This window comes from Albidovulum sediminis (assembly GCF_025380365.1).
Classification (GTDB): Bacteria; Pseudomonadota; Alphaproteobacteria; order Rhodobacterales; family Rhodobacteraceae; genus Albidovulum; species Albidovulum sediminis.
On sequence record NZ_JAOCQF010000002.1, the window covers coordinates 365,446 to 385,562 of the forward strand.

Below are 20,117 nucleotides of genomic sequence, written 5' to 3' on the forward strand. Positions count from 1 at the left end.
GCGGGGAGGCAAAGGGCATGCCGAATCTTCCCACGTGCTGCGCGGGACGTTGTCAGACCCGCGCCCGGATCGTTATATCCAGAGTGACTTAGATACCGTTCCAGATCGGGTGGGTGGAATGACCTCGGCGGACCGCATCGCTGCGGAGATGTTCTTTGTGGATCGCCGCGATGGCCGGACGCTGCAGATGCAGCTTGCGACCTCGATCACGGCAACGATTCTCGACACCCGCGCGCGGCCGGGGACGCGTATGCCTTCCAGCCGCAAGCTTGCTGAATACCTCGGGATTTCACGGCTGACGGTGACGCTGGTGTATCAGGAACTGGTGGCGCGCGGCTATCTTGACGCGCTGCCGCGGTCCGGCTTCGTCGTGTCCGAACGCGCGCCGCAGCGGCGGATCGACATGCCGCGCCGGCCCACGCCCACCCGCGACGTGGACTGGGGTGGCTGGCTGGCGCGGCGGCTTGCGGACCGGCGCCAGATCCTGAAGCCGCAGAACTGGCGCAGCTACCCCTATCCGTTCGTCTATGGACAGGTCGATCCCAAGCTGTTCGACCACAGCGCCTGGCGCGATTGCGCGCGCCGCGCCCTTGGCACGCGCGACTTCACCGGGCTGGCCGATGACCAGCTGACGCAGGACGACCCGGTGCTGGTGGATTACATCTGCAAGAACACGTTGCCGCGCCGGGGCATCCGGGCGGGCGCGGACGAGGTCCTGATCACGCTGGGCGCGCAGAATGCCGTATGGACCGCGGTGCAGCTTCTGGCTCGCCCGGACCGGACCGCCGCGGTGGAGGATCCGGGCTTTCCCGACTTCGCCGAGGCGCTGCGCTATGCCCGCATGCCGGTCGAATATGTCCCGGTGGATGCACAAGGTCTGGATCCGGCCGCACTGTCGGACGGGGTCGGGCTGGTCATCGCCACGCCCAGCCACAACATTCCCACCGGGGCGACCTTGCCCCTGGCGCGGCGGCTTGAGCTGCTGCGGCGTGCGGATACGCAGGATTTCCTGATCATCGAGGACGACTACGAGTTCGAGATGAGCTTTCTCGAACCGCCTTCGCCCGCGCTCAAGTCGCTCGATGCGGCGGGGCGGGTGATCTACATCGGCAGCTTCTCGAAGTCGCTCTTTCCGGGGCTGCGGATCGGCTACATGGTCGCCCCGCCCGAATTCATCCGCGAGGCGCGGGCCTTGCGCGCGATGATGCTGCGCCACGCGCCGGGCCACATGCAGCGCGTGACCGGCTATTTCCTCGCGCTCGGCCATTACGACGCCCATGTCGTGCGCCTGCGCCAGACCTTCCGCCGCCGGCGCGAGGCGCTTGTCGCCGCCCTCGCGCAGACCGATTTCGCCATCCTCGGAGCGTCGCGCCATGGCGGGTCGAGTCTTTGGGTCGCCGCCCCCGAGGGGATCGACAGCGCCGCGCTCAACGCCGTGTTCGGCGGCCAAGGCGTGCTGGTCGAACCGGGGCATCCGTTCTTCGCGGACCCGCCCGCGCCCTGCCGGTTCTTCCGGATGGGCTACTCCTCGATCGACGAGGGGCGCATCGCCGAGGGTGTCGCGCGGATGCAGGCGTGCCTGGCCGGCACGCCCTGAGGCGCGCCGGCTTCTGCGGAACCTAGGCGGAGAACCGAGCCCGAAGCGCCCTGACCCCGCTCACGAGGAGGGCAAGATCGACGCCCACCGCGGTGAAGGTCGTGCCAAGCTCCATGCAGCGGCGCACGAAGGCTTCATCGAGCGACAGGATCCCCGAGGGCACGCCCAGCGACTTCAGCGTGGCGATCGCCCCCTCGATCGCGGCCACCACCTCGGGGTGGCCGGGGTTGCCCGGGTGGCCCAGGCTGGCGGCCAGATCGGCGGGGCCGATGAAGATGCCGTCCACCCCCTCGACCGTGGCGATGCTTTCGATCGCCTCGAGTGCGGCCCGTGTCTCGACCTGGAGGAGCAGGCATATCTCGTCGTTGGCCGTCGCGGTGTAGCCGTCGATCGCGCCGTAGCGGCTGGCGCGGGTCATCCCGGCGACGCCGCGGATGCCCGCGGGCGGATAGCGGACGGCGCGGACCGCGGCGCGGGCCTCGTCCGCGGACTGGATGTAGGGCAAAAGCAGGGTCTGCGCGCCGAAGTCGAGGATGCGCTTGATCAGGACCGGGTCGTTGAAGGCGGGGCGCACGACCGGGCTCACCCACGGCCAGGCCGCCATGGATTGGAGCGCACCCAGCACGTCCACCACCTCGACCGCGCTGTGTTCGGTGTCGATCACCACCCAGTCGAAGCCGCACCCGGCCAGGGCCTCGGGCACGGTATTGCCGCCAATGGTGTTCCAGAGCCCGATCTGCTGGCGTCCGGCCTTCAGCGCCGCCCTGAAGCGGTTTTCGGGGTTCTTCATGGTGTATCTCCTTCCGGTGCCGGTATCGGGTTCAGTGTGATGGTCGTACCTGTCGCGGCCGAGCGCCGCGCGGCGTCGATGACGCGCAGATTTTCCAGTGCTTCGCGCGCCGGCACAAGCGGCGTCTCCTCGCCCCGGATCACTCCGTCGGGGCGATGGTCGGCAAGCAGACCGGCGCCGACAAGGGCCGGGCGTACCGTCATCTGGCCAGAAGACTCGCGATCCTCCGCACGGCCAGCGCGTAACCCTCCACCCCGCAACCCGCGATCACGCCCTCGGCGCGCAGCGATACGTAGGAATGGTGGCGAAAGCTCTCGCGCTTGTGGATGTTGGAGATGTGCACCTCGATCACCGGCCCCTCGAAGGTGTTGAGCGCGTCGAGGATCGCGATCGAGGTGTGCGTCAGCGCGCCGGGGTTGATGACGACCGCCGCAGCCTTTTCGCGCGCCTCGTGGATCCAGTCCACGATCTGCCCCTCGTGGTTCGACTGCATCAGCCGGACCGCAAGGCCGAGGCCGGAGGCGACGCCCGCGCAGGTCGCCTCCACGTCCTGCAGCGTTTCGCGGCCGTAGATCTCGGGCTGGCGTCTGCCAAGCAGGTTCAGGTTGGGGCCGTTCAGAATGTAGATCGTCTGGGTCATGTCCTATCCTTGCAAGGAATTTCGGGTCGTTGGTCTGGACGCGTGGCTCGTATGGTCTTCGAACCGGCGGGCAAGGCGTTCGCCCCAGTCCTCGATCTGCGCGCGCACCAGTTGCCGTGCCGCCTGCGCATCCCGCCTGAGGGCCGCGGCTTCAACGATGGCGTCATGGCCTGCCGCGCCGGTCGGGGGCGGAGTGTTGCCGCCGATCCGGCGGTATCGTTCGTGGAGACCCAGAAGGATCGCGCAGAAATCGGACAGGATCGGCATGCCGGCCCCGCCGACAAGGGTGTGGTGAAAGGTGGCGTGGGCCGCATCCCATCCGAAGGCGTCGGCTGGGTCGACGCGGTTCAGCCGGTGCAACGCTGCCATGACCTCGCCTTCCCAGTCCAGCCCCGCCCGCTCGGCCGCCAGACCCGCGGCCAGGCTTTCGAGTTCGGCGCGAAGCCGCGTCACCTCGGCCAGGTTGTCTGCCGAAACCTGGGCGACGCGATAGCCGCGCTGGTCCTCGAACTCCACAAGGCCGGCATGGACCAGGCGCGCCACCGCTTCGCGCACCGGGCTTAGCGACACGCCGAACCTCTCGCGCAGCCGGTCGAGGTTCACCCGGCTTCCCGGTTCCATCTCGCCACTGAGGATGGCCTGGCGAATCTCCTCCGCCAGCCGGCTTGCACGGGTGGCCTTGGCAGGCCCGCCCTTCGTCGGCCTCCGGGTCGCTGGCACAGGGGATCCTCACAGGCGGCTTCGTCACATGAAGGGCAGTTTAATCGATTTTGGTTGCGATGCTATGACAGATTGGCGCTATTCTTCCCGCAGTTCCGGCACCCGGCAAGACGGAGATCCCGATGTACCCGCGAACCGAGTCCGGCTTGGTCGGGCAGGACGTCTACCGATCGATCCGGCGCGACATCATCTTCGGCCGGCTTGACGCGGGTGCGCGCCTGCGGCTGGAGCGGATGAAGACTGACTACGGCGCCAGCGTCTCGACCATCCGTGAGGCGCTCAGCCGGCTTGCGACGGAAGGGCTGGTGGAAGCGCCGGGGCAGCGCGGCTTTGCCGTGGCCGGGATGTCGGACGCCGAACTGCGCGAGATTGCGGACCTGCGCATCCTGGTGGAGGGCCACGCGCTGGGCCTGTCGATCCGCGCTGGCGACACCGAATGGGAGGGCGCGATCGTTTCGGCCCACCACAAGCTCAGCCGGATGGAGGACCGCATGGCCGCCGGCGATACCGCGGTGCGGGAGACGTGGAAGCAGTATGACTGGGAGTTTCACCAGGCGCTGATCCTTGCCTGCGGGTCGCGCGCGCTGATGGAGGTTCACGGAACCGTCTTCGACAAGTACCTGCGTTACCAGATGCGTCGCCTGACCTATCGCGGCGCGACGGCCGCGGCCGAACATCGCGCGCTGCTCACGGCGGCCCTCGACCGGGATGTCATCCGGGCGCAATCCATCCTGCGCACGCATATCGAGGGGGGCGTGGCGGATTGCCTCGGGGCGGGTCGCGTCGCCACTGAAGAATAATCGATTATATTCTAAACACATGGTATTAATGGCAATCAGCAATGAAACCTCATTCATTGGTTGATTGAGCCACATTTCCCCGTATCCTCACCCGCCATGGTCGTCCGGGGGGTCGGGCGAATCTCAGGGAGGAAAAGATGACCGCTATCATCACCCGTCGGACACTTCTGTCCGCCGCGGCCGCGGCGCTGGCCGCGGGTGCCATGCCTGCATCGGCTCAGGACAAGATCCGCCTCAGGCTCTCGGCCGTGCAGTCGGAGACGGACCAGCGTTCGATCGCGATGCTGGAAAAGTTCGCGCCCATGGTCGCCGACTTCGCCAGCTTCGAACCTCACTGGAACGGAAGCCTTTTCCAGCAGGGGACCGAGCTTGAGGCGATCGCCTCGGGCGATCTCGAGATGTCGATCACTTCGGCGCAGGAACTGGCCACGTTCTTCCCCGAGTTCTCGATCTTCACCGCTGGCTACGTCCATCAAAGCGCGGAACACCAGGTCAAGGTGTTCAACGATCCCCTGATGGATGCGTTCAAGAAGAAGGTGGAGGACGAACTGGGGGTGAAACTCCTTTCGGTCATGTATCTGGGCCGTCGCCAGGTGAACCTGAGGATGCCGAAGTCCGAGCGTACGGTGATGACGCCCGCCGACCTGGCCGGGGTCAACCTGCGCATGCCCGGCACCGATGCCTGGCAGTTCCTGGGCCGTGCTCTTGGTGCCAATCCGACGCCGATGGCCTTCACCGAGGTCTACACCGCGCTTCAGACCGGTGCGGTCGACGGGCAGGACAACCCCCTGCCGACCGTCGTGGATGCCAAGTTCTACGAAGTGACGAAGCAGATCGTGCTCACCTCGCACCTGGTGGACCTGAACTACATCGCGCTGTCGAAAGCGGCCTGGGACGCGATGACGCCCGAGCAGCAGGCGAAGGTTCAGGAAGCGGCCGATGCCGCCGCCGACTTCGGCCGGCAGAACCAGCTTCAGAAGGAGGGGCAGTTGGTCTCGTTCCTTGAGGAGCAGGGGCTGGACGTCTACGAACCCGATGTGGCAGCCTTCCGCGATCATGTGCAGAAGGCCTATCTCGAGTCAGATTTCGCCAAGGACTGGCCGGCGGGCGTGCTGGAGCAGATCAACGCGCTGGGCGGCTGATCGAAGAGCGGGCGGGGACGCGCGATGAGACGTCTTGGCGCGATCCTCGCGCGCTTCACCGAGGGCATGGCGGCGCTGATGATGACCGCCATGTTCCTGACCTTCCTGATCCAGATCGCGGTCCGCTATGTTGTCGGGTCGGACTGGTTCATGGCGCGTCTCGGCCACCTGGTCGACGCCTCGGCTTTCGGCTGGACGCTCGAGTTCTGCCTGGTGATGTGGATCTGGATCGTCTTCTGGGGCAATGCCTTCGTCGTCCGGGAACGCGACCACGTGACGTTCGACATCCTGTATCTCTGGGTCCGGCCGGGGTTGCGGAGGGCCTTCACGGTCATCGGCGCGGCCTGCGTGGCGGCCGCCCTGCTGCTCTCGGTCCTTCCCACCTGGGAGAAGCTCGCGATCCTCAGGCTCAAGTCCTCGGCCACGCTGCCGGTCAAGATGCTGCCGATCTACTCGGTCTATTTCCTGTTCCTGGGCGTCGTCGGCTTGCGCTATCTCTGGCGGATCGTCGATGTGCTGCGTCACGGGGCCGGAAGGCAAGGCCACCACGTTCCCGAAGGCGCGTCTGAATGAGCGTTGAGTTCCTGCTCTGTCTCGGGTCGCTCTTCTTCCTGGCCGGGATCGGCGTGCCGGTGGCCTACGCGATCCTTGTCGCGGCCATCCTCTATGTCGGCGCGGGCGGACAGGGCATCGGCATCGTCGGCAAGAACCTTCTCGACGGGCTTTATCAAAGCTTCCTGCTGCTGGCCGTGCCGCTGTTCATCGTGGCGGCGAACATCATGAACGCGGGCACGATCTCGGACCGGCTGCTCGGGTTCTGCGTCGCCGTCGTCGGCCGCTTCCGCGGCGGGCTCGGTCATGTGAACGTGCTCGCCTCGCTGATCTTTTCGGGCATGTCCGGGTCGGCGGTGGCGGACGCCGCGGGCATCGGTCGGATCATCATCGACATGATGCGCAGGGACGGGCGCTTTCCGCCGTGCTATGCCGCCGCGATCACCGCCGCATCCGCCACCATCGGCCCGATCATCCCGCCCTCGATCCCGATGGTCCTTTACGCGCTCGTCTCCAACGCCTCGATCGGCTACCTGTTCCTGGGCGGCATCCTGCCGGGGCTGGTGATGGGCGCGGTCCTGATGGCGATGAATGCCTGGCTGTCACACCGCCGCGGCTTCGCGATCGAGCAGCCGGTGCCGCTGCGCGACCTGCCGCGCCGGACCGCGAACGCCTTCCCGGCGCTGCTGATGCCCGCGATCCTGCTTTACGGCATCTACGGCGGCGTCACCACGCCGACCGAGGCCGCGGCCGTCGCCGCCTTCTACGCCCTTGTCCTGGCCGCGCTCTTCTACCGCGCGCTGTCCTTCCGCACACTTTACGGGATACTCGTGGAGTCCGCGCGCTCCTCCGCCGCGGTGGGCCTGGTGATCGGCGGCGCGCTGATCCTGAACTACATCGTCGCCTCCGAGAACATCCCGAACCTGCTGGCGGGCTGGCTTGTCGGCCTCGATGTCTCCCCCCTGGCGTTTCTTCTGGGGGTGAACCTCGTCCTGCTGGTCCTGGGCTGCTTTCTGGATGCAACTACGATCATCCTTGTCATCATCCCCCTGTTCCTGCCCACATGCCGCGATCTCGGCATCGACCTGGTGCACTTCGGGGTGGTCGCCGTGGTCAACTCCATGATCGGCCTGATTACGCCGCCCTACGGGATCCTGTTGTTCGTCATCAACGCCGTAACGGGCATTTCGCTGCGCGAGATGATCGCGGAGATCTGGCCGTTCCTCGCGGTGCTCCTCCTCGCACTTCTGGCGATGATCCTGATGCCCGGAATCGTCCTTTTCCTGCCGCGGCTTGCCGGATACGAGGGGTGAGGGATGCCCGAGGTTTGTCTTGGCCTGATCGGTGACAACATCCGCGCCTCGCGCTCCCCCGACCTGCACCGGTTGGCGGGGGCGATGTGCGGGCTGAAGGTCAGCTATGACCTGTTCATCCCGCCGGCAATGGGCCTGCCGTTCGAGGCCGTGCTGGACGCCTGCCGCGACGACGGCCTTGCCGGGGTGAACGTCACGCTGCCCTACAAGGAACGGGTCGTGCCGCTGGTGCGGGTCGACGACCCGGCGATCGCAAGGATCGGTTCGGTGAACACCGTATGCTTCACGGGCGACGGCGCGCGCGGATTCAACACCGACCATTCCGGCTTTGTCGCGGCCTATCGCGGCGCCTATGGCGGCGCGGCGCCGGGCCGCGTCGCCCTGATCGGCGCGGGGGGCGTCGGGCGTGCCATCGGCTTCGCCCTGCTCGCGCTCGGCGCTGCCGAAGTCATCCTGATCGACAGCGACCCCGTGCGCGCGGCGCATCTGGCGGCAGCCATGGCAGATGCCGGCGGGGCCAGAATCCGGACCGCGGGGATCGAGGCCGTCGCCGGGTCGGACGGCGTCGTCAACGCCACGCCGCTCGGCATGGTGGGATACCCCGGTTCGCCGGTTCCCGACGGGGCATTTGCAAAGGGAGGATGGGCGTTCGACGCGGTCTACACGCCCGTCCTGACGCCGTTTCGCGCGCAGGCGCTGGCGGCAGGCGCGCGCTTCCTGTCGGGGTGGGAGTTGTTCTTTCACCAGGGCATCGACGCTTTCGGACTGTTCACGGGCCGCCGCCCGGCAGACCTGATGCGCCTGCGCATCGCGTTGGAGGATCCGGGACTGAGGGCCGCCGGCTGAACCGGGGCGGGCGACGGTGTCTAACGGCTGCATCCGCCGGCGATCGTCAGGCACCCGGCGCAACGGGTCTTGACGTTCGCGCCCGCCGGTGGGAGCGCTAACGCCCGACGGGTGCCGCGTGCCCCGTTCCGGCCGAGTCGGCCTGACGAGACGCTTTGAGCAGGAGATCACATGGCACGCCTCAACTGGGGTCTGATCGGCGGCGGCGAGGGGAGCCAGATCGGCCCCGCGCATCGCCTGGGCGCGGCGGTGGACGGCGCGTTCGCCTTTGCCGCGGGGGCGCTCGACCATAACGCGGAAGCGGGACGGGCCTTTGGCCGCAAACTCGGCCTTGCCGCGGACCGGTCCTACGGCAACTGGCACGAGATGCTGGAGGGGGAGCGCGCCCGCCCGGACCGGATCGACCTTGTCACCGTCGCAACCCCGAACGCCACCCATTTCGAGATCACGAAGGCATTCCTCGAGGCAGGGTTCCACGTCCTGTGCGAAAAGCCCATGACCATCACCGTCGAGGAGGGGGAGGAGATCGTCCGTCTGTCCCGCGCGACCGGGCGCATCTGCGCGGTCAACTACGGTTACACCGGCTATGCCCTTGTCCGGCACATGCGGGCGATGGTGGCGCGCGGCGATCTGGGGCGCATCCGGCTTGTGGTGGCGGAGTTCGCGCACGGCCACCACGCCGACGCCGGGGACGCCGACAACCCGCGTGTGCGCTGGCGCTACGATCCCGCGCAGGCCGGCGTGTCGGCGCAGTTCGCCGACTGCGGCATCCACGCACTGCACATGGCGTCGTTCGTGACCGGGCAGGAGGTGACGCGGCTTTCAGCCGATACCGTGTCCTGCATCCCCTCGCGCGTGCTGGAAGACGACGCGATGGTGAATTTCCGCATGGACGGCGGCGCGGTCGGGCGGCTCTGGACCTCTTCGGTGGCGATCGGCCGCCAGCACGGTCTGACGCTTCAGGTCTTCGGAGAGACGGGCGGGCTGCGATGGGCGCAGGAACAGCCCAACCAGCTTTACTGGATGCCGCTGCGCGGTCGGCTTCAGGTGATCGAACGCGGCGAGGCCGGGCTTTCGCCAGAGGCGGACCGCGCCAGCCGGGTGACGATGGGGCATGCGGAGGGCATGCCGCTTGCCTTCGCCAACATCTACCGCGACCTTGCCGAGGCGATCCTTGCGCAGAAGGAAGGCCGGGCCGCGAACCCCGCCGCCGACCTGTACCCGCGGGCGGAGGATGGGCTCCGGTCGATGGCGGCGATCTATGCGGTGGCCGAATCCGGCAAGGCTGAGGGGCGCTGGGTGGATGCGCGCCCGCCGATGTTCCGCTAGGCTGCATGGGATGGCGTGCGCCGCAGCTGGGAGGTGCCGGGCGATGCTGAAGACGATGCTGGCCGCCACCCTGGCGCTGCCCCTGCCGCTCTGGGCGGGCGAACTGCCCGACCCGCTGACGAACGCGGATTTTCCGCCGCCCGACATGGCCGAGGTTCGGCTGGGTCAGCTTCTGTTCTTCGACCCCATCCTGTCGGGCAACCGCAACATCGCCTGCGCGACCTGCCACCACCCCCGCTTCGCTACCGGCGACGGCGTTTCGCTGGGACTGGGCGAAGGTGGCACCGGTCTTGGCCCCGACCGGCGCGCCGATCCTGCGAACCTTCCCGAACAGCGCATTCCGCGCAATGCGCCGCCGCTCTTCAACCTGGGTGCGCGGCAGGTGACCGCCCTTTTCGCCGATGGGCGCATCGAGGTCGATCCCGCCCGGCCCGGCGGCCTGCGCACCCCGCTTGAGGACGAGATGGTGACGGGGTTCGCGAACCTTCTCTCGGCGCAGACCATGTTCCCCGTCCTGTCGCCGGACGAGATGGCGGGGCATTACCAGGAGAACGAGGTCTCGAAACTGGTGCGGCAGGGGCGGCTGACCGGACCCGACGGCGCCTGGGGCGCGATCGCCGCTCGCGTCGCGGCGGTTCCGTCCTATGCCCGGGACTTCCGCGCGGTCTATCCCGAGATCGCAGCTGGTCGGCCGGTCGGCTTCACCGACATCTCGAACGCCATCGCCGCCTTCATGGCGTTCGAATGGCGCGCCGACGACAGCCCGTTTGACCGCATATTGCGCGGTGACGGCGACCTGCCGCCTGCCGCGGCGCGCGGGCTCTCGCTGTTCTTCGGCAAGGCGGGATGCGGCACCTGCCATTCCGGCCCGCTGCTTTCCGACATGGGATTTCACGCCATGGGCCAGCCGCAGATCGGGCCGGGCAAGGCCGAGCGGTTCGAAAACCATCAGAAGGATGTCGGGCGAATGCGGGTCACGGGGCGGGCGGAGGATGCCCACGCCTTCCGCACGCCGCCCCTGCGCAACGTGGTGGAAACCGGCCCCTGGGGGCACGCCGGGGCCTATTCGGACCTGCGCCGCTTCGTGGTTGCCCATCTCGATCCGAAGGCGGCGCTGGCCTCATATGCGCCCGAGGCCATCCTGCCGCGGCTGCCGGGCGCAAGGCCGGACTTCACGCTCATGGACGATCCGGGCGCGCGGGCGGAGATTGCCGCGACGGTGCGCGCCGGTCCTGTCATGCTGAGCGAGGAAGAGTTGGACGACCTTATGGCGTTCCTGGCCAGCCTGACCGACCCCGCATCGCTGGACGGTCGGCTGGGCATCCCCGAGACAGTGCCGAGCGGCCTGCCGCTGGACCGCTAGCCGGGCCGTCAGCGGTCGATCCTGGCGATCCGGCCCGCGTCAAGGTGCTGCCAGCCGGTCGCGGTGCCGTCAGGCCAGATCACCCGCACCTCGGCCGCCGGTTCGGCCCCAAGGCCGAAGTGCACCGGGCCGGCCTGACCGCCCGCGTGGCCACCGCCCACCGTCACCTCGCGGGTCTGCGTTCGCCCGCCTGCCCGCACCTCTACCCAGGCGCCGACGGCGCGGGTGTTGGGCGCGTCCATCCGCGGCTCGATCGCGATCCAGTTGCCGGCATCTTCCGTGACGTTCTGCCAAAGCTCCATCGGCGCGCGCCGGTTCATCACCACGAGGTCAAGCCGCCCGTCGCCATCGAAATCCGCCAGCGCCGCGCCGCGCGCGCGTTCGGCGGTGGCGACGCCCGCCACATCGGCCTTTTCCATGAACGTGCCGTCGGGCCCTTGCATCAGCAGGTTGTTGGGGTCGTGGATCGCGTTCGACGGCATCTGGTCGACGTTGCCCTTGGCGATGAAGAGGTCGAGCCGCCCGTCGTTGTCGACATCGCCGAACTCGGCATGCCAGCCGGTCGAGGGGCGGCCGTCGTCGCCGACGAAGGGGCGCTGCGCATAGGTGCCGATGGAATAGGGGGCGGGTTCCATCCGGTCGCCCGCGTTGATCTCCAGCAATTGGTCGCCCATCGAGGTCAGCATGACCTCGGGTAGCCCGTCGCCGGTCAGGTCCGCGCTCGCGATGCCCATGCCCCAGAGCGAGACCTTGCGCCACCCGTCCGCCTCGGTCCGCTCCGCCAGGGGATCGAGCCGCCACATCTGTTCGTATCCGCCGCGCACATAGTAGTGCCGGTCGTTCGAGATGCGAAGTTCCGGCGTGCCCTTGCGCTGCCAGTCGGAGATCAGCATGGACAGCGCGCAGAACCCCGGCTCGAGGGTGATGGGCGCGCCGTAGCGGTCGCCTTCGGGGCGGTAGAGCGTGTTGGTGTCGCAGGCTTCGAACGGGCCCGCGGGGTTGGCGCGGTCGACATAGTGCCCGAAGACGAGCGTCGGGCCTGTGCGCCCCCGCTCCCACGTGGCGGTGAAGGCGGTGGTCCAGCGGTCGCCGGTGACCAGGCCCCATTCGGCCGTCGCATCGCGGAAGCCGCAGGTGCCGTCGCCCTTCAGCAGCAGGTCCGGCCCGACCCGGAGCACGGCGAGGTCGAGGTTCCCGTCGCCATCGAGGTCGAGCGGATAGGCGCCGGTCGCGCCGGTGATGTCTGCAAGCCCCCCGTCGCGGAAGGCGAAGGCGGCGCCGGGCGCAGGCGTTTCGTTGACGAACAGCCGGGCAGGCGCGGTGCCGCCGGCGGCCAGCATATCGGGGCGTGCGTCGCCGTTGCAGTCGAAGACGGCGACGCCGCCGCCCACGAAATGTTCCCAGTCGCCCGAGTAGACGACGCGTTCGGGCAGCGTCGCGGACCGGTCCACGAAGGCGGGATCGGCCGCGGCGGGTGTTGCGAGCGCAACGATGAGAGCGGCACGGCGCTTCATTGCGCGGCCATGTCGCGCGCGGGGCCCAGAAGCCCCTCGGTCACGGTCGACAGCGCGAGGGCCGCCGCGCCATGCGCCCAGAGGAGGTCCCCCCAGGCATGCACCTCGATCGGCGGGGTCGGGCGGCCGGTGTTCAGCACCAGCTTGTCCATCTCGGCCAGCGTGTCGGCGGCGTAAAGATAGTCATACCGCATCCGCTCACCCGACAGGATGATCAGCGCCGGATCGAAGAGGTTCACCACGTTGGCAAGGCCCACTGCCAGATACCGACCGGCGCGGCGGAAGATGGACCGCGCGGCGGCATTGCCGGCCTTGGCATGGTCGTAAAGGCTTTCGATCAGCACCTGCATGGGCTGACCCGCCTTGTGCATCCAGTTGAGCGCGGTCGTCGCCTCGCGCGCCAGCGCATAGTCGGCCACATAGGCCTCAAGGCAGCCGCGCTGGCCACAGCGGCAGAGCGCGCCGTCAAGTTGCACCTTGGTGTGGCCAAGCTCCATCCCGAGACCCTGCGCCCCGCGATAAAGCCGGTGGTTGATGACCACGCCCATGCCCACGCCGTGTTCGATGGTGACGACGGCGAAGTCGGCGATTTGCCGCCCGGCGCCATACCAGAGTTCGGCCAGCGCCACGAGGTTCGCGTCGTTGTCGAGCATCACCGGCAGGCCGGTGCGGGCCGAGATCGCCCCGGCCAGGGGAAAGTCCCGCTCGCCAAGGATCGGGGACCAGAAGACGCGGCCGGCTGCACTGTCCACGAAGCCCGGCACGCCGACGCCGATCGCCGAAAGCCGGCCGATCGGCAGTCCGGCCTTGGCCGCCACCCGTTCGAGAAGCGCGTGGCAGGCATCCACGACCGCCGCGGGCGCCTGCAGCCCCGGCTGCACCTGCACCGCCTCGGAGGCGATGACTGTGCCGGCGAAATCGACCACCACGGCGGTATGGAAGGAATCCGACAGCTTCACGCCGGCGACGAAATGCGCACCCGCCCGCACGCCAAGCGCGACCGGTGGCCGCCCACGGCCGGTGTCGCCCGGTTCGCGCGGGACGGCCACCTCCTCCAGCAGGCCCATCTCGATCAGTTCGGAGGTCAGGGTGGTCACCGATGCGGGGCTGACACCCAGTTCCTTGGCGACTTGCACGCGCGGCATAAGCCCGCCCGCCCGCACCCGTTCGAAGATCTGCTGCCGCATCGGGCGCATCGACTCGGACAGCGGCGGAATCAGCGGCCCGCATCCCCGCCGCAGTGCGCTTTCCGCGCCAGAGGACGCCATGTCACCGCTCATTTATTTTTCTTCCAAACTAAAAGATCGCGCATTCGCCCGGATTTCGCTGATCCGGCGGCCATCCTGGGGGTATATGGGCGATCTTCGAGCATGCTGCCGATACTACGGTTTAATATTATTTTGACAACCAAATTAATCTGGATAAGCTGTCTGCGTTCCGGCGAATCCGCCGGCACGGCCCCTGAGGGTGGGGCCGGTATCCAGGGAGGACACCTATGAAGAGAAGAACGCTTCTCGCCGCGGCGATGCTGGCCACGTGCCTGACCACGCCCGTCTTCGCGCAGAACCTGACCGTCGGCGTATCGTGGTCGAACTTCCAGGAAGAGCGTTGGAAGACCGACGAAGCCGCGATCAAGGCCGCGCTGGAAGCGGCCGGCAACACCTATATCTCGGCCGACGCCCAGGGTTCGGCGGCCAAGCAGCTGACCGATGTCGAGGCGCTTATCGCCCAGGGTGCGAACGCGCTCATCATCCTCGCCATGGACAAGGACGCGATCGGCCCGGCGGTCGACAAGGCCGCGGCGGAAGGCATCCCGGTCGTCGGCTATGACCGCCTGATCGAGGACAACCGCGCCTTCTACCTGACCTTCGACAACAAGGGCGTCGGCCGGATCATCGCCGAACATGTCGTCGCGGCCCAGCCGGAAGGCAACTTCGCGATCATCAAGGGCGATCCCGGCGACCCGAACGCCGACTTCCTGCGCTCTGGCATGGAAGAGGTGATCGCTGGGCCGGTGGCCGAGGGCAAGATCAAGATCGTCGGCGAGACCTACACCGACGGCTGGAAGCCCGAGAACGCGCAGACCAACATGGAACAGATCCTGACCGCCAACAACAACGCCATCGACGCCGTTCTGGCCGAGAATGACGGCATGGCGGGCGGCGTCATCGCGGCGCTGTCGGCGCAGGGTCTGACGGTTCCGGTCGGCGGCCAGGACGGCGACCTTGCCGCCCTGAACCGCGTGGCGCGCGGGACCCAGACGGTCTCGGTCTGGAAGGACAGCCGTCAACTTGGCAAGGCAGCGGCAGAGATCGCCTCGGCTTTGGCCGGCGGGACCGCGATGGATGCGGTCGAAGGCGCGGTGAAGTGGTCCGGCGGCGAGAAGGGCGTGGAGATGAACGCCATCTTCCTGGCGCCGACCCCGATCACCAAGGACAACCTCAACGTCGTGATCGACGCCGGCCACATCTCGAAAGAGCAGGCCTGCGAGGGTGCGGCCGCGGATGTGGCGGCTTGCCAGTGACCTGAACAAGGGGCCGGTGCCGGACTGACCGGCATCGGCCCTTTTCCTTCGGGCGTCAGCCACGCCCCCAGCGACACCGGTCGCGCGGGTTCTGTTCCCGCAGACCCGTCTGCACCGCCCCAACCCCCAGTGCCGGACGCGCCATGACCCAGACCCCTTCTGACACCACCGCCAGCGGCCCCGGAACGGGCGCCATCGGGCGATTCCTGAAAGCCACCGAAATCGACACCCGCCTTCTGGGCATGGTCGGCGCGCTGATCGCGATCTGGGTCGGTTTTCACCTTTACGGAACGATCGTGAACGGCAACGGCGTGTTCCTCACTCCGCGCAACCTGTGGAACCTGTCGGTCCAGACCGCGTCGATCGGGATCATGGCCTGCGGCATGGTTCTGGTCATCATCACCCGCCACATCGACCTGTCGGTGGGCTCGCTCCTTGGCTTTTCGGCGATGGTGATGGGCATCGCGCAGGTCTGGGTGCTGCCGCAGTGGCTGGGTCTCGGCCATCCGCTGATCTGGATCCTCGCAGGGGTCGTCGGAATTGCGGTCGGCTCGGCCATCGGGGCCTTTCACGGCTGGCTTGTCGCCTATCGCGGCATCCCGGCCTTCATCGTCACGCTGGGCGGCCTTCTGGTCTGGCGCGGTGCGGCCTTCCTTCTGGCACGGGGCGAAACTATCTCGCCCGTGGACGCCACCTTCGCCCTGATCGGCGGCGGCCCTTATGGATCGATCGGCGCGACCGGCAGCTGGATCGTCGGCCTTCTGGCCTGTGCCGGTATCGTCTGGATGCTGGTGAACGGGCGCAAGCAGCGGCGCGAGTTCGAGTTTCCGCTGCGTCCGATGTGGGCAGAATACACGCTGGGCGCGCTGGGCTGCGGGCTGGTGATCGGCTCCGTCCTGCTGGTCAACGCCTATCCCTGGCCGGTCGGCATCGTGAAGCAATATGCCGAGGCGAACGGCATCACCGTGCCCGAGGGCGGGATGTACATCAGCCACGGCTTCGCCATCCCTGTCCTGATCCTGGCGGTCGTCGGCATCGCCATGACCTTCCTGATGACCCGCACGCGGTTCGGCCGCTATGTGCTGGCCATCGGCGGCAACCCCGACGCGGCCGAGCTTGCGGGCATCGACACGCGCTGGATGACGGTGAAGATCTTCGCCCTCATGGGCTTCCTGACCGGGCTTTCGGCCATCGTCGCCTCGGCGCGCCTGAACTCCGCCACAAACTCGCTGGGCCAGCTTGACGAGCTTTACGTCATCGCGGCGGCGGTGATCGGCGGCACCTCACTGGCCGGCGGCGTGGGCACGATCTACGGCGCGATCATCGGCGCGCTGGTGATGCAGAGCCTGAAGACCGGCATGGTGCTGATCGGCTTCGACGCCGCCATGCAGGATATCGTCGTCGGCATCGTGCTGGTGCTGGCGGTCTATGTCGACAAGCTTTACCGCACCCGCGCGAAGTAAGGGGGAAACGACCATGAGCGGCAATCCGAACACCGGCACCCCCCTTGTCGAACTGCGCGACATCTCGATCGCCTTCGGGGGCATCAAGGCCGTCGATCACGTCAGCGTCGACCTTTACCCGGGCGAGGTCGTGGGCCTTCTGGGCCACAACGGCGCGGGGAAGTCGACCCTGATCAAGTGCCTTTCCGGCGCCTATCAGAAGGACGCGGGCGACATCTTCATCAACGGCGAGAGGGTGGAGATCGAGAATCCACGCGACGCCCGCGCCTACAACATCGAGACGATCTACCAGACGCTCGCGCTGGCCGACAACCTCGACGCCGCCTCGAACCTCTTCCTCGGGCGGGAACTGGTCAGCGCCGGGGGCTTTCTAGACGACGCGCGGATGGAGGCGGAGACGCGCAAGATCATGGGGCGCCTCAACCCCAACTTCCGCAAGTTCAATGTGCCGGTTTCTGCCCTGTCGGGCGGGCAGCGGCAGTCGGTGGCCATCGCGCGGGCGGTCTACTTCAACGCCAAGATCCTGATCATGGACGAACCCACCGCGGCACTCGGCCCGCACGAGACGCAGATGGTGGCCGAACTGATCCAGGAACTGAAGCGCCAGGGTCTCGGCATCTTCCTGATCGAACATGACATCCACGCGGTGATGGATCTCTGCGACCGCGCCGTGGTGATGAAGAACGGCCAGCGCGTCGGTTGCGTCAACGTTGGCGAGGTGACGGACGACGACATCCTGGGCATGATCATCATGGGCAAGAAGCCCCCGCAGGCCTATTGAGATGTTCATCGGGCTGGATCTCGGCACCTCCGGGCTGAAGGGTGTGCTGATCGACGAGGCGCAGCGCGTCCTTGCCGAAGCCACCGCCCCCCTCACCGTGTCGCGTCCGCAAGAGGGGTGGAGCGAGCAGTCCCCCGCCGACTGGATCGCCGCGGCCGAGGCCGTGCTGGATGCGCTGGCGGCGCACGGGCTGTCGGCGGTCCGCGGCATCGGGCTTTCGGGCCAGATGCACGGCGCCACGCTGCTTGACGCGAAGGACGAGGTGCTGCGCCCCTGCATCCTGTGGAACGACACCCGCGCGCATGTCGAGGCGGCAGAGCTTGACCGCGACCCGATGTTCCGGCGCCTGTCGGGCAACATCGTCTTTCCGGGCTTCACCGCACCCAAGCTCCTCTGGGTCGCGCGGCACGAACCCCGCATGCGCGAGCGGGTGGCAAGGGTTCTGCTGCCCAAGGACTATCTCAGGCTGTGGCTGACCGGCGATCATGTGGCGGAGATGTCGGACGCCGCCGGGACAAGCTGGCTCGACACCGGGGCGCGCGACTGGTCCGACGACCTTCTGGCCGCCACCGGACTCTCGCGCGCCAACATGCCGCGCCTCGTCGAGGGGTCCGAGGTTTCGGGGACCGTGCGGCCGGTTCTGGCCGCGCGCTGGGGCATGGGCAACAGCGTGGTGGTCGCGGGCGGCGGCGGCGACAACGCGGCGGCGGGCGTCGGTGTGGGCGTGGTGCGGGCGGGGGAGGCGTTCGTCTCGCTCGGCACGTCGGGCGTGCTTTTCGCGGCCAATGACGGCTATCACCCCGATCCGGCGTCAGCCGTCCACACCTTCTGCCACGCGCTGCCCCGCACTTGGCACCAGATGGGTGTGATCCTTGCTGCGACCGACGCGCTGAACTGGTATGCGCGCCTTGTCGGCGCAGAGGCCTCCGCGCTGACGGGAGAGCTGGAGAGCCTCAGGCCGCCCGGAAAGACCGTCTTCCTGCCCTATCTCGGAGGCGAGCGGACGCCGCTCAACAGCGCCTCGGTCCGCGGCGCGTTCACCGGCCTTGAACACGCAACCGACCGCTCCGCGGCGACGCGCGCGGTGCTCGAGGGCGTGACCTTCGCCATCCGCGATTGCCGTGATGCGCTGGCAGCGACCGGAACCCGGCTGGAAAGCCTTCTGGCGGTGGGCGGCGGCTCGCGTTCGGACTACTGGCTGCGCCTCATCGCCACCGCGCTGGGCGTGCCGGTGCAGCTTCCCGTGGCCGGCGATTTCGGCGGCGCCTTCGGGGCGGCGCGGCTTGCCCTGATGGCCAGCACGGGCGCGGGGGCCGAGAGCGCGACCCTGCCCGCGATCGCGCGCGTGATCGAACCCGACACCACCCTGACCGACGCCATGGATGCGGGCCACGCCCGCTTCCGCGCCGCACAAGACGCACTCAAGGACCTGACATGACCGACTTTTTCAACGGCATCCCGCACATCCGCCACGAGGGGCCGGAGACGGCGAACGAGTTCGCCTTCCGCCACTACAACCCCGATGAGGTGATCCTCGGCAAGCGGATGGAGGATCACCTGCGCTTCGCCGCGGCCTACTGGCACAGCTTTGCCTGGCCGGGCGGCGATCCCTTCGGCGGCCAGACCTTCGACCGCCCCTGGTTCGGCGACGGCATGGCGCTGGCGAAGCTCAAGGCCGACGTCGCGTTCGAGATGTTCGCGATCCTGGGCGTTCCCTACTTCTGCTTCCACGACGCCGACGTGCGCCCCGAGGGCGCGACCTTCGCCGAAAGCCGCCGCAACCTCGAGGAAATCGTCGACTACTTCGGCGCGAAGATGGAAGCCACCGGCACCCGGCTGCTGTGGGGCACCGCCAACCTCTTCAGTCACCGCCGCTTCATGGCGGGGGCGGCCACCAACCCGGACCCGGAGGTCTTTGCCTGGTCTGCGGCGACGGTCAAGTCCTGTATGGATGCGACGATGCGGCTGGGCGGTGAAAACTACGTCCTCTGGGGCGGGCGCGAGGGGTATGAGACGCTTCTGAACACCGACCTCGGGCGCGAGGCGGAACAGGCGGGCCGGTTCCTGTCGATGGTCGTCGACTACAAGCACAGGATCGGCTTCAAGGGTACGATCCTGATCGAGCCGAAGCCGCAGGAACCCTCGAAGCACCAGTACGATTTCGACGTAGCGACCGTCTACGGTTTCCTCCGGCGCTTCGGGCTGGAAGGCGAGGTGAAGGTCAACATCGAGCAGGGCCACGCCATTCTCGCCGGCCATTCGTTCGAGCACGAGATCGCGCTGGCCGCCTCGCTCGGGATCTTCGGTTCGATCGACATGAACCGCAACGACTATCAGTCCGGCTGGGATACCGACCAGTTTCCGAACAATGGTCCCGAGGTGATGCTGGCCTTCTACGAGATCCTGCGTGCGGGCGGCTTCACCACGGGCGGTACCAATTTCGACGCCAAGATCCGCCGCCAATCGCTGGACCCCGAGGATCTGATCCTGGCCCATGTCGGCGGCATGGATACCTGCGCGCGCGCGTTCAAGGCGGCGGCCGCGATGCTGGCGGACGGCACGCTGGAGCGGCTTCGCGCCGAACGCTACGCCGGCTGGGACCGGCCCGAGGCGCGCGCCATGTTGTCCAGCGATCTTACCACCATCGCCGAACGGGTGGAGCGTAGCGGGATCAATCCGGAACCGCGCTCCGGTCGGCAGGAACGGCTCGAAAACCTGGTCAACCGCTTCGTCTGACCCCCGG

Annotated in this window: 19 protein-coding genes; 13 read left to right on the forward strand and 6 right to left on the reverse strand. The window is 67.8% G+C overall.

Features of this window, described 5'->3' with window-relative positions; all coding sequences use genetic code 11:
• Window positions 1-118 precede the first annotated feature (118 nt).
• Complete coding sequence (gene pdxR, locus N5I32_RS13480; protein WP_261496392.1) at window positions 119-1,597, forward strand: MocR-like pyridoxine biosynthesis transcription factor PdxR; 1,479 nt, start codon at window positions 119-121, stop codon at window positions 1,595-1,597.
• Window positions 1,598-1,619: 22 nt separating this feature from the next.
• On the opposite strand, the gene N5I32_RS13485 is transcribed toward pdxR, so the two are convergent.
• Genes N5I32_RS13485 through N5I32_RS13500 form a run of 4 tightly spaced genes read right to left on the reverse strand, consistent with a single transcriptional unit; the run spans window position 1,620 to window position 3,747 of the window.
• Complete coding sequence (locus N5I32_RS13485) at window positions 1,620-2,387, reverse strand: aldolase/citrate lyase family protein (protein ID WP_261496393.1); 768 nt, start codon at window positions 2,385-2,387, stop codon at window positions 1,620-1,622.
• Window positions 2,384-2,590 carry a Gfo/Idh/MocA family oxidoreductase gene (locus N5I32_RS13490; protein WP_261496394.1) on the reverse strand — a complete coding sequence of 69 codons (207 nt, stop codon included), beginning with the start codon at window positions 2,588-2,590 and terminating at the stop codon, window positions 2,384-2,386. Before N5I32_RS13490 ends, N5I32_RS13485 begins: the two co-directional genes overlap by 4 nt.
• The gene (aroQ, locus tag N5I32_RS13495) at window positions 2,587-3,027 is read right to left on the reverse strand and encodes a type II 3-dehydroquinate dehydratase (protein WP_261496395.1); all 441 of its coding nucleotides are present in this window, start codon (window positions 3,025-3,027) and stop codon (window positions 2,587-2,589) included. Before aroQ ends, N5I32_RS13490 begins: the two co-directional genes overlap by 4 nt.
• 3 nt (window positions 3,028-3,030) lie before the next feature.
• Window positions 3,031-3,747: a GntR family transcriptional regulator gene (locus tag N5I32_RS13500; protein ID WP_261496396.1), complete on the reverse strand. Its 717-nt coding sequence runs from the start codon at window positions 3,745-3,747 to the stop codon at window positions 3,031-3,033.
• Between the two features lie 122 nt (window positions 3,748-3,869).
• Between N5I32_RS13500 and N5I32_RS13505 the strand changes: the two genes are divergently transcribed.
• From N5I32_RS13505 to N5I32_RS13535, 7 genes are all read left to right on the forward strand, one after another.
• Complete coding sequence (locus tag N5I32_RS13505; RefSeq protein ID WP_261496397.1) at window positions 3,870-4,547, forward strand: GntR family transcriptional regulator; 678 nt, start codon at window positions 3,870-3,872, stop codon at window positions 4,545-4,547.
• Window positions 4,548-4,684: 137 nt separating this feature from the next.
• Entirely contained in the window at window positions 4,685-5,689 is a 1,005-nt protein-coding gene (locus tag N5I32_RS13510; RefSeq protein WP_261496398.1) for a sialic acid TRAP transporter substrate-binding protein SiaP, read from the forward strand.
• A 24-nt stretch (window positions 5,690-5,713) separates the two neighbouring features.
• Window positions 5,714-6,262, forward strand: a complete 549-nt coding sequence (locus N5I32_RS13515; protein WP_261496399.1) for a TRAP transporter small permease — start codon at window positions 5,714-5,716, stop codon at window positions 6,260-6,262.
• Window positions 6,259-7,554 carry a TRAP transporter large permease gene (locus N5I32_RS13520; RefSeq protein ID WP_261496400.1) on the forward strand — a complete coding sequence of 432 codons (1,296 nt, stop codon included), beginning with the start codon at window positions 6,259-6,261 and terminating at the stop codon, window positions 7,552-7,554. Before N5I32_RS13515 ends, N5I32_RS13520 begins: the two co-directional genes overlap by 4 nt.
• 3 nt (window positions 7,555-7,557) lie before the next feature.
• The gene (locus N5I32_RS13525; protein ID WP_261496401.1) at window positions 7,558-8,400 is read left to right on the forward strand and encodes a shikimate dehydrogenase family protein; all 843 of its coding nucleotides are present in this window, start codon (window positions 7,558-7,560) and stop codon (window positions 8,398-8,400) included.
• 171 nt (window positions 8,401-8,571) lie between these two features.
• Entirely contained in the window at window positions 8,572-9,729 is a 1,158-nt protein-coding gene (locus tag N5I32_RS13530; RefSeq protein WP_261496402.1) for a Gfo/Idh/MocA family protein, read from the forward strand.
• A gap of 43 nt (window positions 9,730-9,772) precedes the next feature.
• Window positions 9,773-11,092: a cytochrome-c peroxidase gene (locus tag N5I32_RS13535; protein WP_261496403.1), complete on the forward strand. Its 1,320-nt coding sequence runs from the start codon at window positions 9,773-9,775 to the stop codon at window positions 11,090-11,092.
• 8 nt (window positions 11,093-11,100) lie between these two features.
• Here the strand turns inward: N5I32_RS13535 and N5I32_RS13540 are convergent, their stop codons facing one another.
• Both N5I32_RS13540 and N5I32_RS13545 read right to left on the reverse strand, forming a co-directional pair.
• The gene (locus tag N5I32_RS13540; protein WP_261496404.1) at window positions 11,101-12,606 is read right to left on the reverse strand and encodes a CRTAC1 family protein; all 1,506 of its coding nucleotides are present in this window, start codon (window positions 12,604-12,606) and stop codon (window positions 11,101-11,103) included.
• Window positions 12,603-13,886 (reverse strand): ROK family transcriptional regulator, encoded by a 1,284-nt coding sequence (locus tag N5I32_RS13545; RefSeq protein ID WP_261496405.1) that lies wholly within the window; start codon window positions 13,884-13,886, stop codon window positions 12,603-12,605. The genes N5I32_RS13540 and N5I32_RS13545 overlap by 4 nt, the downstream gene beginning before the upstream one ends.
• 215 nt (window positions 13,887-14,101) lie before the next feature.
• Between N5I32_RS13545 and N5I32_RS13550 the strand changes: the two genes are divergently transcribed.
• From N5I32_RS13550 to xylA, 5 genes are all read left to right on the forward strand, one after another.
• Window positions 14,102-15,130, forward strand: coding sequence for a substrate-binding domain-containing protein (locus N5I32_RS13550; RefSeq protein ID WP_439648198.1), 1,029 nt, complete (start codon window positions 14,102-14,104; stop codon window positions 15,128-15,130).
• Window positions 15,131-15,273: 143 nt separating this feature from the next.
• The gene (locus N5I32_RS13555) at window positions 15,274-16,593 is read left to right on the forward strand and encodes a sugar ABC transporter permease (RefSeq protein WP_261496406.1); all 1,320 of its coding nucleotides are present in this window, start codon (window positions 15,274-15,276) and stop codon (window positions 16,591-16,593) included.
• A gap of 13 nt (window positions 16,594-16,606) precedes the next feature.
• Entirely contained in the window at window positions 16,607-17,374 is a 768-nt protein-coding gene (locus tag N5I32_RS13560; protein ID WP_261496407.1) for an ATP-binding cassette domain-containing protein, read from the forward strand.
• Window position 17,375: 1 nt separating this feature from the next.
• Window positions 17,376-18,812 carry a xylulokinase gene (gene xylB / locus N5I32_RS13565; protein ID WP_261496408.1) on the forward strand — a complete coding sequence of 479 codons (1,437 nt, stop codon included), beginning with the start codon at window positions 17,376-17,378 and terminating at the stop codon, window positions 18,810-18,812.
• Window positions 18,809-20,110, forward strand: coding sequence for a xylose isomerase (gene xylA / locus N5I32_RS13570; protein WP_261496409.1), 1,302 nt, complete (start codon window positions 18,809-18,811; stop codon window positions 20,108-20,110). The genes xylB and xylA overlap by 4 nt, the downstream gene beginning before the upstream one ends.
• Window positions 20,111-20,117: the final 7 nt, after the last annotated feature.